This is a genomic window from Nostoc linckia z4, from assembly GCF_002608075.1.
Taxonomy (GTDB): domain Bacteria; phylum Cyanobacteriota; class Cyanobacteriia; order Cyanobacteriales; family Nostocaceae; genus Nostoc; species Nostoc linckia.
Map to the genome: position 1 here is coordinate 31,661 of NZ_LAHA01000036.1, position 12,814 is coordinate 44,474.

Annotated in this window: 12 protein-coding genes and 1 pseudogene; 4 read left to right on the forward strand and 9 right to left on the reverse strand. The window is 37.6% G+C overall.

Annotated elements, in window-relative coordinates; all coding sequences use genetic code 11:
• Nucleotides 1-127 precede the first annotated feature (127 nt).
• The 5 genes and pseudogenes from VF06_RS24400 to VF06_RS24420 all read right to left on the reverse strand — a co-directional run bounded on the left by VF06_RS24400 (nt 128) and on the right by VF06_RS24420 (nt 5,130).
• Nucleotides 128-679 carry a DUF4126 domain-containing protein gene (locus VF06_RS24400; RefSeq protein WP_099069863.1) on the reverse strand — a complete coding sequence of 184 codons (552 nt, stop codon included), beginning with the start codon at nt 677-679 and terminating at the stop codon, nt 128-130.
• A 205-nt stretch (nt 680-884) separates the two neighbouring features.
• Nucleotides 885-2,180 carry an adenylosuccinate lyase gene (gene purB, locus VF06_RS24405; protein WP_099069862.1) on the reverse strand — a complete coding sequence of 432 codons (1,296 nt, stop codon included), beginning with the start codon at nt 2,178-2,180 and terminating at the stop codon, nt 885-887.
• A gap of 257 nt (nt 2,181-2,437) precedes the next feature.
• A complete protein-coding gene (locus VF06_RS24410; protein WP_099069861.1) occupies nt 2,438-3,469 on the reverse strand; it encodes a YihY/virulence factor BrkB family protein in 1,032 nt (343 codons plus the stop codon).
• A 171-nt stretch (nt 3,470-3,640) separates the two neighbouring features.
• Nucleotides 3,641-4,267, reverse strand: a pseudogene (locus VF06_RS24415) (ATP-binding protein); the annotation flags it as partial.
• 245 nt (nt 4,268-4,512) lie between these two features.
• Nucleotides 4,513-5,130 carry a nuclease-related domain-containing protein gene (locus VF06_RS24420; protein WP_099069860.1) on the reverse strand — a complete coding sequence of 206 codons (618 nt, stop codon included), beginning with the start codon at nt 5,128-5,130 and terminating at the stop codon, nt 4,513-4,515.
• Between the two features lie 239 nt (nt 5,131-5,369).
• Here VF06_RS24420 and VF06_RS24425 point away from each other — a divergent pair, with 239 nt between their 5' ends.
• Nucleotides 5,370-5,735, forward strand: a complete 366-nt coding sequence (locus VF06_RS24425; protein WP_244918134.1) for a hypothetical protein — start codon at nt 5,370-5,372, stop codon at nt 5,733-5,735.
• Nucleotides 5,736-5,739: 4 nt separating this feature from the next.
• Here VF06_RS24425 and VF06_RS41205 read toward each other — a convergent pair whose 3' ends face one another.
• The 4 genes from VF06_RS41205 to VF06_RS24445 form a co-directional block, all read right to left on the reverse strand.
• On the reverse strand, nt 5,740-5,931 hold the full coding sequence (locus VF06_RS41205; RefSeq protein WP_143861744.1) for a hypothetical protein: 192 nt from the start codon (nt 5,929-5,931) through the stop codon (nt 5,740-5,742).
• A gap of 320 nt (nt 5,932-6,251) precedes the next feature.
• Nucleotides 6,252-7,619, reverse strand: a complete 1,368-nt coding sequence (locus VF06_RS24435; RefSeq protein ID WP_099069858.1) for a DNA double-strand break repair nuclease NurA — start codon at nt 7,617-7,619, stop codon at nt 6,252-6,254.
• 161 nt (nt 7,620-7,780) lie between these two features.
• The gene (locus VF06_RS24440; protein WP_143863073.1) at nt 7,781-9,988 is read right to left on the reverse strand and encodes a helicase HerA domain-containing protein; all 2,208 of its coding nucleotides are present in this window, start codon (nt 9,986-9,988) and stop codon (nt 7,781-7,783) included.
• Nucleotides 9,989-10,090: 102 nt separating this feature from the next.
• A complete protein-coding gene (locus VF06_RS24445; protein WP_099069856.1) occupies nt 10,091-10,339 on the reverse strand; it encodes a helix-turn-helix domain-containing protein in 249 nt (82 codons plus the stop codon).
• Nucleotides 10,340-11,011: 672 nt separating this feature from the next.
• Here VF06_RS24445 and VF06_RS24450 point away from each other — a divergent pair.
• The 3 genes from VF06_RS24450 (at nt 11,012) to VF06_RS24460 (ending at nt 12,809) form a co-directional block, all read left to right on the forward strand.
• Nucleotides 11,012-11,224, forward strand: coding sequence for a hypothetical protein (locus VF06_RS24450; protein ID WP_099069855.1), 213 nt, complete (start codon nt 11,012-11,014; stop codon nt 11,222-11,224).
• Nucleotides 11,224-12,102, forward strand: a complete 879-nt coding sequence (locus VF06_RS24455; protein ID WP_099069854.1) for a DNA adenine methylase — start codon at nt 11,224-11,226, stop codon at nt 12,100-12,102. Before VF06_RS24450 ends, VF06_RS24455 begins: the two co-directional genes overlap by 1 nt.
• A gap of 143 nt (nt 12,103-12,245) precedes the next feature.
• The gene (locus VF06_RS24460) at nt 12,246-12,809 is read left to right on the forward strand and encodes a hypothetical protein (RefSeq protein ID WP_099069853.1); all 564 of its coding nucleotides are present in this window, start codon (nt 12,246-12,248) and stop codon (nt 12,807-12,809) included.
• Nucleotides 12,810-12,814 lie beyond the last annotated feature (5 nt).

The window sequence follows — 12,814 nt, forward strand, 5'->3', positions numbered from 1 at the left end:
AAGGGCAAAGGGTAAAGGGTAAAGGGTAAAGGGTAAAGGGCAAAGGGTAAAGGGCAAAGGGAAAAAGAAAGATCCCTCCTTTTCCCTTTAACCTTTCCCCTTTTCCCCAATCCCGATTCCCGATTCCCTACTCCCTAATCACCACTCCCTGGCGATACCAGTCATACCACTGCTTAGCGCTACGAACTGCAAACCACAGCAAAATTAAAGCAATTAATCCTCCTTGCCAGGGAGCATCAAAGGCAAAAAGTACCAGAGCAATACATAAGGTATCTTGAAGAAATACTGCCCATAAGGGTAAGCCGCGTAACCTATAGAACCAACCCACTTGAACTAGCTGGAGTACTAAAGCTAACAAACCACCAGTTAAGCCAATCAGCCAGTGTGGTGTTGCTGTGGCAGAAGCTACCGCTAGCCCCATAATTGCCCCCACAAGGGGAGACATTAATAACTGAATCATTTGTAGGAGTCTTTGTCCCCATAGTTTCTTTGAGGCTAATAATTCAACTAACGACCAACTGGTAAGGCAGGTTAATAATATTGGTGGAGAAATATGAGATAAAATTGGAACTTGCGACCACAAATTGCTTCCCTGCAACAGTCCAATAATCAGCAAAGGTATGCCTATTCTCATTCCTGCTGCCGCAGAAGCAGAGAGCGTAGCTAGGATTTCAATCATCAAAGCACTCGCAGCACGAATAAACAAGTAAGTATTTGTTATGTATACTACCCACCGTTGTTGGTAATTACAGCAGCAGATTAGAAGTATTTTTTGGGCATGGGGCATGGGGGAAGCAGGGGAAAAGGTTAAAGGTTAAAGGGAAAAGGAATCAATTTAATCTTTCCCCTTTTCCCTTTACCCCTTTCCCTTTCCCCAATAAGATTTAAATTCCTAACCGTTGGTAAACTTCTTCTAAGTGCCGCAGATGTTGTTGGGGGTCGAAACACACCTCTAGTTCTGCTGGGGACAATTTTTCGGTAACGCGGGGGTCTTTGCTAATTAAGTCTTGGAAATTGCCTTCTGGCTTGTTCCAAGCGGCGTGGGCGCTTCCTTGAACGATCGCATAAGCTTCTTCACGGCTCAATCCCTTGTCTATCAAAGCTAGTAGCACTTTTTGACTGAAGACAACGCCGCCGTAGCAATTGAGGTTGCGTTCCATGTTCTCAGGATAAACCAGCAGGTTTTTCACTAACTCAGTGATTTCTACCAGCATAAAATGAGTCAAAATGCAACTATCTGGTAAAATTACCCGTTCTACGGAACTGTGGGAAATATCCCGTTCGTGCCATAAGGCAACGTTTTCCAAGGCTGCACCGGCATGGCTTCTCACAAGTCGTGCCATTCCTGTGAGCCGTTCGGAACGGATGGGATTGCGCTTGTGTGGCATGGCTGAGGAGCCTTTTTGTCCTTTGGCGAAAAATTCTTCGACTTCTAGAACGTCTGTTTTTTGGAGATTGCGAATTTCTACCGCAAAGCGTTCGATGGATGCCGCTAATAAAGCTAATTGTTGCACGTAGTCGGCGTGGCGATCGCGGGAAATTACTTGTGTTGACGCGGTATCTGGTTGCAGTCCGAGTTTTTGGCAAGCGATGGCTTCTATTCGCGGTTCGACGTTGGCGTAGGTACCCACTGCACCAGAAATTTTACCCACGGCAATGGTTTGACGCAGAATTCTCAGGCGTTCTTGGTGTCGCAAAACTTCCGCTAACCAACCGGCTAGCTTGAAACCAAAAGTGATCGGTTCGGCGTGAATACCGTGCGATCGACCAATCATCACTGTATGACGATGCTCCTGTGCCTTTTGGCGAATCGCACCAATCAAATCTTCCACACGTTGCAATAATACATCCAAACTAGCAACCAATTGCAGTGCTAAAGCTGTATCCAGTACATCGGAACTAGTTAATCCCAAGTGAATATAGCGTCCGGCATGTCCAACATATTCATTGACATTTGTCAAGAAAGCTATTACATCGTGGCGAACTTCAGCTTCAATTTCTAGCACCCGCTTTGGATCGAAATTTGCCTTTGCTTTAATTTCCTCAACAGCCTCAGACGGAATGTAACCCAACTCAGCCTGAGCCTCACAAACTGCGATTTCTACTTGCAGCCAGGTTTTTAACTTATAGGCTTCACTCCACAAATTACCCATTTCGGGCAGAGTATAACGCTCAATCACAATCTGGCACAGAATACAACGGTCATATTTTACAGTTTATTTAGCATATAGGAATCTGATTTGATTTGTGAATTTGCTTGTTCAGGTGGGAAATGGGGAATAGGCAATGGGCAATAGGCAATCAGAAAATGTAAATGAAAAATCTGACAGTAAAATTATTACCGTCAGCCGTAAGTAGCCATGTCTACGACGGGCTACGCCCAGCTTTTTTGCTTTGACGAATTAATTACATACCCATTAACTTGACTTTTGAGCAACTAAAAATGCTGGTTTCTTCTTTTATATCTCAAGCGTTTGGGTTTGGTAAAATTGCGAATTAAGCGGCTGATTAATTTAGAAAAAGACTGTTTATTATTACTTTGCTTTTTCTGAGGAGTATTGTTGCTGTTTGTTGTTTGATCGGTAGAGGTTTTCTCATCCAGAGGTATAGCATGTTTAGTAGGTGTAATTCCACTTCCATGCCTCCTAGAATATACTTGAGTAAACTCAGCACCAAAAAAAAGAATTTGTGCTGCATAATTAACCCAGGCCAAAATCACCACTAGGGAACCCGCAGCACCATAGGTGGAACCAAAACTACCATTCCCTAAATATTGCCCTAATAAAAATCTGCCAATGGAAAATAAAAATGAAGTGAGACTAGCTCCAATTAAAACATCACTCCAAGCAATTTTGACATCTGGTAGAACTTTAAAAATTAGTCCGAATAGGAATGTAGTAATGACAAAAGAAATAATGAAATTGAGAATTTGCCAGAGAAAATCAACACCTGGTATTAAATTACTAAAGTAAGTGGCTAATGCTGCTAAAGCTGCACTAATGATCAGAGATACCAAAAGTAAAAAACCAATACCTAACACCATTGCAAAGGAGAGAAAGCGTAGGCGAATCATGTTAGTTACAGTGCGTCCGGGTTTCGGTTTGACTTCCCAAATTGTATTAAGAGAATCTTGCAATTCAGTAAATAAACCAGTAGCACCTAACAGCAAAACTCCAACACTAATAATCGACGCCATCATACCAGTTTGTGGTTTGTTAGCATTCTGAATGGCTGTTTGGATGAATTCTGCTCCAGACGCCCCGACTAAACCTTGAATTTGTCGGACAATTTCACCCCTAGCGGCTTCTTCTCCATACACCGCACCAGCGATCGCAATTACAATGATTAGCAATGGTGCAATAGAAAAAATCGTGTAATAAGCCAACGCTGCGGCTAACCGAGAGGCTTTATCCTCACTCCATTCCTGAAAAGTCTCTTGGAACAACTTCCAAATCGCCTGCAAATTCATTAAGCCAGTCTCCTTCTAGGGGATGTTTTTTAGTCCCTGATATATTGGATACTGATTTGCTAATGAGGCACATCTTCCCCAGGATATTACTGTAGCTGACTTGAGGAGGAATTCCGAGTTGTACTGCGATATATTGACTCCTGACTTGTGATTCTGAATTCTGACTCCTTTTTACTGCATTCTGTCAATTGTGCGATATTGAATTGCTTCTGCTACATGATTCGGTCTTAGCTCTTCCTCGGCTGCTAAATCTGCAATCGTCCGTGCTACTTTGAGAATGCGATCGCTTGCTCTTGCAGATAAACCTAATTTTCTAATTGCCGTTTCTAATAAATTGCGACTTCCATCATCTAGCTTGCACCATCTTTGCAAATGATTACTTTGCATTTGGGCATTGCAACGCAGATTTGCTTCTGTTTGAAAACGATTAATTGCGCGATCGCGTGCTTGTTGTACTCGTTGACGCACCGATGTTGATGCTTCTCCTGTGGGTTGTTGGGTAATTTCTTCTGGTTTTAAGCGATTCACCGCCACTTGTAAATCAATTCGATCCATCAACGGCCCAGAAAGTTTTGCCCAATATTGCTCGCGTTGCCTGGGAGAACAAGTACACTGTTGGATAGTATCGCCATAATAACCACAAGGACAAGGGTTGGTACTCGCCACCAAAGTAAACTGCGCGGGAAACATCACTGATAATTTAGTACGGGAAATCGTCACAAAACCATCTTCTAAAGGTTGACGCAGAAATTCTAAAACATCGCGTTTAAATTCCGTCAGTTCATCAGGATATTTTATATAGTTATTTTTTATAACCCTTGCAAAATAAGCTTTGTAGCTGTATGACATTCATATAAACGATAAATAATACCTTTTTCCTGTACATTTCTCTTACATTCAAATAAGACACGCAATTTTGACCAAACTGTAATTAACATTACCCGATGGCTTTGTTTATACCAAGGTAAGTAGTAGCAAAAATGCTACCCCAATGGGACTCGCCACCTTAAAACATAAATGGCTCAAAAATTCAAGTGTAAGACTCAAAAATATACGATTGATAAAAAGCTGCGATCGTTAAAACTTGAATTAACTTTACGAATTACCGTAGCATTCTTGTCAATATAATCAAGTAAATCTGGTTGCCGTTCTAAATCATCTTTAAAGATAATGGGTGGACAGGCAAGATGGTTATCGTCAAATCCTTTATCTCTCCAAGCACGACGTGTAATTTTTGGTAGAGCTACAATAACTCTGGCTGCAACCTTATTATTAAGTAATAAATTTTCGTCACAGCGATTTATGATAGCAAGCGCTTGTTTTTCAGCTTGCTCGATGGGAGCGAGGTATTTGCTGTGAAAACTAGGTATCACTTTCCATTGGTTAGCCTTAATGTTTTCAATATCATTGATATCGATAAATTTAACTTCGATAATTGCTAACCCCAAATTCTTGCTAAGAATTAAAATATCCATCTCACGGCGAGTTTGTTCCTCGTGGGAGAAAGCGCGATACCCCCATATTGCAATCCCTTCTCCTTGGGTCAAGTTCTGACGAAGTGTGTCCCAAACAATTCGTTCGCCTTGATAACCTGCTCCACCAATTGACTCAGTTTCAATAAATTTCCAAGTAACAACTTGGCTATTAGTAGCTGTAACCATAAATATAGCTAGTTAGTTTATATAAAATATTGCTGACATTGTAATTTAATTGTCAGTTAAAAATTTTATGCTGGAACGTTTGTACAACAATAAATTATTTTTAACTATTAATTTATAAAATGTCTACTTGAAAAAGCTAATTAAATATTTATAGATATTTGATACACCATCTCAATTATTGGGAACACTAAAATTAACCTTTTGCCGCTATAAGTGTATTTAATGGGTGTGTCTGGATAATGAACAGTCTTTTAAAAATACCATCCCTGCTGTTCGGACTGATAAAGTCAAAATCTGAGAAATTTGAAATCGAATGCTACGGTCAAAGCGATAGCGGACAGGATGCAGAGCAAATTCAACAAATTATGGAGTGGTTGTTTGCTAGCCTAATGAATGCAGGATATTTTGGTAGGTCGCATTTAATTTGGGATTTAGGCGATCAGGATTGGAAACAAATAGCGGTAACAGGGCTGCTAAGAGATGAGCCAGTATTTTTATATCGCTGCAATGACAGACCTTCTTTACCACCTGAACACTGTTGCTGGCGCTTAATGACAGAATATCCATCTTTGAGAATTTATCAGTTGGAAGTCTTGGAGCGGTAAATTATTATTCCATCTTTATCAAGCGAATTTCAGCATTGATAGGTTTCAATCCAGACACCCAGGATAGCAGTTTGGCAAGCCATCCCCAATGATCATTAGAATGTTGTACACTCCTTGTTGCGTCTAGCAAGGCTTGTTGAGTATGATAATTTTCTAGCCAATCAAGTCTTGGCTTCACGAGGACGATCTCGCTCATTCCCATTGAGCCATCTTCTTGAGCTTTACTTTGTATTCATTGATCAAAGTAACTTTATAAGTTTTTGTCATAAATTTTGAACTATTCTAAAATTAGCTTCTGTCAACATATAATCTATTCGGAGAAGATGCTTTTGGGATTTTTGCACAGATGCAGTAATCATAAGTGATTAGCCGAACATTATATAAAGCACGACGCCTACAAAATTTTGTAGTGCCGCCTGCTAAACTAGTCTCTTCACTGCTTGCTCTGGCATAGATAAACAATTGTAATGATTTTTGAGGCTATTTTTTATCTGAAGTCCATTAAATATCTCGGCATTATTGACCTAAAAAATCTTTTGAGAGAAGTGTTAAAACTCTTGAGCCAGTTCTCAAAGGAATAGAAGCATAAGAATGGGCTAAGGCAACAGGAATAACAGCATCTTTGTAGAGTGCTGTTCCAATACGGTCTAATAATGCCAAGCTATCAGGCAAGATTTGATAATATATTGGGTTATGTGGATCATTTACTGTCTGGCTTAGTTTAGGAATAGTTATTGTTAACAACTGCTCAGTAGCAGTTTTATAAAAGAATTTTTGACCATAGTAAGTTTCGTAGCCGTAAATAGAGTTTGATAATGGTCTGGAAGCTAAAATATGTTGGTAAATGTAATTATCAGGTAGTAACATCAGGTTCTGAGGTGGAATATGCTGTTTAATAGCAGCAGCATGTTCAGCAAATTGACCACCCTTTTCAATACCTATAATTAGGGGAGGTTTTAACCGCTTTTGTGTTAATGATTCTTGTAGTTCATGCAGAAATCTCAGGATGGGAGCATGAAGCCAAGCTTGTGGGCCAAAAATAGCAAGTGGGCCATCCATAATGCAAGACACAGATCCTAGAGTTCGTGGCTGCCGCTGCCAAAGAAAATACAAGTATCCAACCATTGTAATATGTTCAAGGCAGCTCATTAAACGATTAAGGGCAGCTTCATTTTTCTGCTCTTCCGATACTTCTTCGTGTACCCTCAGTGCATCCGTAGGAAACAATTGCCCACCGCAAGAAGGACAGACAGTTCCAGTAAAAGGCACATCAATATCTCTACTAGAACATGAATGGGAAGCAGAGCAACGAGCAAGAATTACTCCATTATTGCGAGAGTTTTTATTACTGCGTTCCACTAAAAGCTTGAATATGTTAAGGAGGGAAGTACCTTCGACTGTATAGCTCTCAAAAATATCAAATATTTGCGCTCGCCAGGAATCTTTGACAGTTGGCATATCAAGACGACAGACGTTAGATCCCGGAAGCACTATAGAATATAAAGCTTCTTTGGTAGCTGTTCGGACAATAGCTGGGTCAACTAAGTGTTCTCGTCCTTGATTAAGAATTTGTTCTAGATTCACTAAAATACCAGCAATTTGTACATAGCCAATTCGAGTACTCGGAAAAGCTTTTTTGGTAACTACTTCTTGGGGAGAGCCATCAAAAGAAAAAACCCAGCGAATAGAAGTTTCTGTTGTGCCAAGCGTATTTGCGCTAATAAGGAGGCTAGAATCAATTTTAAGGTTTTCTTGATCGTTATAAATGCGAAAGCTTCTTAGGCTTTCTTTAATTAACTCGTTCTCTGCTATAGGGACATGACCAATACTTCTAGAACGTTCAAAGCCGCCAGATTGATTCAAATAAGGCATGATATTCCCCATTTAGTATCTAAGTAAAGACAGTATTTTAGACTTAAGCAACCTGTGATGTAAAAACTAACTTAAGCCTGACTGAGCAAGAAATAGAGAATAAATTAAATAAATTTTTGCTTAGTCAGGCTTTCGCTTACTAATAACTTTAGTAATTTCGGTAAAGCCCTGTTTTATGGCTCTGGTGTCGAGGTGTTTAAAGATTTTATTGCCAGATTACTAAGACAAGCAGCGCGTGCTGCTAAAATTTTAGCTTCGTCAAACAGATCAATTTGTGTAGGAATAATGTAGCGACCACTACGGGTTTTTATACGTGCAAACCCTACATCTTCTGATTTCAACGTCAAATCACTGAAATCTTGAAAATCGTAATATTTAGAAAGCTCTTTAACCTCTGCATGGTTATTCAAATGCGTTACAAGCCAATTAGATGTATTAGAAAGAATAAATGGGTCAACACTACTAACTTCTTGGGTAGCATAAATTAGACCAATTTTATATTTAGCGGCTTCTTTAGCTAGACGCACATAAGGGTCAGCTTCTTCAGGAACATTCATGCGATCGCGATTAAATAAGCGATGGGCTTCTTCAATATAAATTTGAATTTGGTGTGGCTCATCTCCAGCAGAAAATCGGCGTGAAGCATCTTGTACTATATAATTTATTATTCTTTCAGAACAAAACTTAAGAATTGTTTCAGAGCCTAAAGAAAGGTCTATGATAACTATTTTACCTTGCACTAACTCTTGAAGAACTGCTTCAGCATAGTCACTTGTGCTGACAAGTGAATGATAAACACGTAGTGGTTCTAATAAACGAAAACCAGTACCAACAGAGCCTTTGAACAAAGCTAAAATTGCCTCTAATTCAGCATCTAACCAATCGCTAAAAAGGTTTTCTATATCCGATGCTTCTTTTGCTGCTCTTAGCTCATCTTGAGTAGGAGTAGGATTTTTTTTATTGGCAGCTTTTGCTGTATTTTTAGCATTATCAATAGCAGTAGAGTGAGCAGCCAGGAAAGCTTGCCAAAAAGAAACTAAGTTTTGTTTGTTTAAAGTTAATATTCCATTACTAACTGTTTTTAATTGGGCTATATCACTTGGTAAAGATTGGTTTATTTGTGCTAAAATGCTAGCATTAACAGCAATAGTGATATTAAAATTATCAGGAACTAAAAAATTAGCTTTTGCAAGCGTGGCATACAACGCAGCACGTCTTCTTCTGGCTCTTTGATAAGCCCCGCGATCAGTTTGCTGATCGGCAGGGCCAATAACGTCCGCAGAAAGAAAACTTCTAATATAGTTTGATGTCTGGCTCCTTGGGTTTAAATAAGCAGTTATAATTGCCCAAGTTACATCTATAGTGTCATTTGAATAAAAATTAGAAGCCAATGGTCTAATTCCAGGTTCGACACTATTGATACCATATCTAAATACTGTTACAAATTCATGCCCAATTTGGCTCAAAGCTGTCCGATCTTGAACGTTAACATTAGCATATTCACCTGCTGGATCAAACAAAAGTTGACCAATCGTTTGTCCTGTTTCAGCAGCATACTGGCAAACAGCAGTAGCAATCGTTTTCATGGTATTAGACTTACCTAGTCGAGTCATACCAAAAACAGCAGTTTTTAATGCCACAAAATCTTTAACATTAACCCTTACAGGTACTGCAACGTCCTGAGGGCGTCCAGCATTCATTCGGGATCTTCGATTGGTAGAACTATATCGTACTGTCCCAATTTGTATACGTCTTGGGGAAGTATTAGTATTCTGACGTTCTAGCTCTTCTGCTTGTGTAATCTCTGGATAACTTGTTATTATTGCAAGACTTTGACCATAAGGTTTATAAACTTTATACCGACTGGATGAATAAAATGTTTCAATATCGCTACCGAACTCCAAAATTGTTTTTGGGCCTACTTCTAAGTCATAAAAGGTTCCTAAAACTTTAGCCTTGAGTGCAGAAAATTGAATTTCGTTACGAGTCAATACATCTAAAATTGCTGGTGTTGTTGCAGCAGTTGTTGAACCACTAGTTTCAATCATTGTTCGCATAGCTTCAGAGCGTACTTGTACTAACTCCGACTCAGCAGGAAGTGGTGCTGGGTTAACAACGCGTAACAAAATTATTTCTTCATCATCTGCATCTAATGCTTCATTTGGAGTTAATGCTGTAGCAAGCAGAAAGCAATGTTGTGGAATTCCTCCTGCTTGCTTTTTCCATAAATCATTAGTTAAGACAAGGCACTCATTGTAACCCATAGTATAAATACCACCTACAAGAGTAGCATCAGATAATAATGATCTAATTAGAAGTTCTTCGTTAATAATTTGAGACCCAAGAGACATATTTAGCATAATTTTTCCTTTATTAATCAATTTTGCGTAACAAATCAACTTTAAATTTGCACTTATTAAGATGCAATGACTAAACCCATTGCATATACGAAACCTGAACAAGCATAAAACTTTTAATTCAAATTAATTTAATAAATATTTCGCCAACAAGCTCTCTCCTTTAGAACCCATTGACTCTAATATCCCCTCAATCTTCTCCATTGCTAATGGTGAGGGTTTATAATGTCCGTTTTCCCAACGATTAATTGTGCTATATCTGACGTTTAGATTGATAGCAAATTGCTCTTGTGTAAGCCCAGCCAATAGCCGCATTTCACGAAGTAACTGTCCTACCTCTGGCTGGTTGATAGCTAAGGGTTTTCTAATAATCATTAACCTCTAAACTTGATTCACTAGCTTAAAATAGCAGGTGCTATACCATTTGGTACATCATACCCGCATTGACACTCATAAACCAGGAATACTAAATTTTGATACAAAACTTTACGGCTCTTTAGTATCTGTGATTCCAAACTTTTAGTTAATTCTCATAACTTGGCTTTAGAATCCAGTTTAAAAGCCTAAATCTGGCACATAAGCATAAAATGCTAAAAATAATAAATGCTATTATTATCTAGCAAAAGTTTTAAGCTTTTTAGAATACATATTCAGCATACTAAATAATGAAGAACCAACTTTATATACCTATTTAAAATAGGCTTAGACATTTTCAATAATATTTAGCAATAATATATTTATTATTTTAGGTTATGTCAAAACTGTAAAAAATTAATTTATTAAGACATATAAATTTGTGTATTACAAGTATTTAAAATTTGGGCAATACAATAAATGTTCAAACCTCAAGTATACTAGTAATAAACTATATAATAAATACTTAAAATTATCAATACAAGCGTTAAACTTATTTAATGGTTGTATTAAGAATACTAGTTGCATCTCCTCCATACTAGTAAATAATTGTATTTATATAAAATAAGTTTTCAAAAGGGTAAGCCGAAAAAAATTCTTATAACACTTGGATCGATTTGGAATACAATTATTATGGTAGATCAATTTGATTGTAATAATATAGATAATAATTTTAGAGCATTTTTAGAAGGATTATGTCAAGCTGGTTTTGGAAATTTACCTATTTCAGTGTTATATCAATTTTATTTGTATATTTTTGAGACATTCACATATATTCCTCTTCCTTTTGATGATAATTGGGAAGAAGTGTTAAACCTTGCAGAAGAAGTATTTGTAGGAGATTAATGAGTTTTAAACGTATTTATAGATCACCTCTTCGTTATCCTGGAGGAAAGCAAAAAGATGTTCCATTTTTATCTCAGTTTTTACCTCATTGTCAAGAATTTAGAGAACCTTTTTTAGGAGGTGCTAACGTACTTATTTATGCTGTGGAAAACTCTTTAGCAAAAAGCTATTGGGGAAATGATTTAAATACTTCACTAATAGATTTTTGGCAACAAGTTAAACTTGATGCATATCAACTAGCGAATATAGTTGAAGAAATTAGAGAAGAATATAAAGGAGAGCAAGGGAATTGTAGAGAATGGCAAATTTTCCGCAAAAGATTTATGTCTAAACTTAATAAATTAACTAATAACCAATTAAATACAGCAGCTAAGTTTTTTATATTAAATCGTAGTACATCTAGTGGCTCCTCTGAATGTGGGGGTATGACTCAAGCTGCATATTGTCAACGCTTTACATTATCTAGCATTGAAACATTAAAAAAAATGATGGGTGTTTTAGAAAATGTTGATTTTACTAATTTAGACTATGAGGAAGTTATAAAAGCTCCAGGAAAGGAAGTATTTATTTTTTTAGATCCACCTTACTTTTCTTCTAAGGCTTCTGGTTTGTACGGGAAAAATGGCAACCTACACAGAACATTTGATCATCAACGTTTATCAAACCTATTAAAAGATTGTCCTCATGATTGGTTAATGACAATTGATAGCTGCCAAGAAATTAAAGAATTATATGGTTGGGCTAAACAATTAGAATGGGAAAAAGCTTATGGTATGACTAACTTTGGTGGACGAAAATCTAAACGGGGTGAAGAATTACTTGTAGCTAATTTTACTATTGGAAATTTAAATAAAAAGCAATATATACAATTATCTTAAAGTTAGAGTAATACTTTTTGCTTTTATTCATCAAATTGTCACAATAAGTGCAGTAAATAATAAAAATTAACAAAATAGGCATAACTTATGAACAATTAGTCGTTGCTGAATTACAACACTGGTCGAAGTTAAGTGGAGCAGAGGTGGAGCATCTTGGCCATGATGGAGATACTGGCGATATTCTGGTCAAGTTAACAAATAAATCTCTTGTGGCAATAGAACTGTCAATAGTCATTGAAGTTAGAAGCCGACCCTCAAAACCTTTTGGTCGCCAAGCAATCACTCAACATTTACAATCAGCAATGGTACGGCGTTCTGCAAATTCGGCAATTTTTTTAAGTTATTCTCGTGAGGGATTAGCGCAGGAAATTGGTGATTGGGCAGAGGGAGTTTCTGAGTCAGGTTATTGGATCGCCACAACTCATCCATTTTTAATTATTGCTATCCGCTTTTTGGTGATCCAGCAAAGGTTAAATAAATTGCGTACTTTTGAATCAGAACTCGATGTGGCTGCTGTTGAACAACAAATTCAGCAAATTCGTACAGCGTTGGGACGAATCAGAACTATAAAAAAATCTCTGACAGAAATTGGGAAGAGTGCATTTGTAATTAAAGTTGAGGCAGATGCACTAAATGCAGATATTCAATCGGCATTAAAATCAATTGAGCAAATGCTAAGTTTTGTTTCAAGCGAAGGTATTGCCTAACAATT

What these genes read in the sequence shown, in the direction of transcription:
- VF06_RS24400 (WP_099069863.1), bottom strand. Translation starts at nt 679, where the DNA reads ATGATTGAAATCCTAGCTACGCTCTCTGCTTCTGCGGCAGCAGGAATG.
- VF06_RS24410 (WP_099069861.1), bottom strand. Translation starts at nt 3,469, where the DNA reads ATGAATTTGCAGGCGATTTGGAAGTTGTTCCAAGAGACTTTTCAGGAA.
- VF06_RS24420 (WP_099069860.1), bottom strand. Translation starts at nt 5,130, where the DNA reads ATGGTTACAGCTACTAATAGCCAAGTTGTTACTTGGAAATTTATTGAA.
- VF06_RS24425 (WP_244918134.1), top strand. Translation starts at nt 5,370, where the DNA reads ATGAACAGTCTTTTAAAAATACCATCCCTGCTGTTCGGACTGATAAAG.
- VF06_RS41205 (WP_143861744.1), bottom strand. Translation starts at nt 5,931, where the DNA reads ATGAGCGAGATCGTCCTCGTGAAGCCAAGACTTGATTGGCTAGAAAAT.
- VF06_RS24435 (WP_099069858.1), bottom strand. Translation starts at nt 7,619, where the DNA reads ATGGGGAATATCATGCCTTATTTGAATCAATCTGGCGGCTTTGAACGT.
- VF06_RS24445 (WP_099069856.1), bottom strand. Translation starts at nt 10,339, where the DNA reads ATGATTATTAGAAAACCCTTAGCTATCAACCAGCCAGAGGTAGGACAG.
- VF06_RS24450 (WP_099069855.1), top strand. Translation starts at nt 11,012, where the DNA reads ATGGTAGATCAATTTGATTGTAATAATATAGATAATAATTTTAGAGCA.
- VF06_RS24455 (WP_099069854.1), top strand. Translation starts at nt 11,224, where the DNA reads ATGAGTTTTAAACGTATTTATAGATCACCTCTTCGTTATCCTGGAGGA.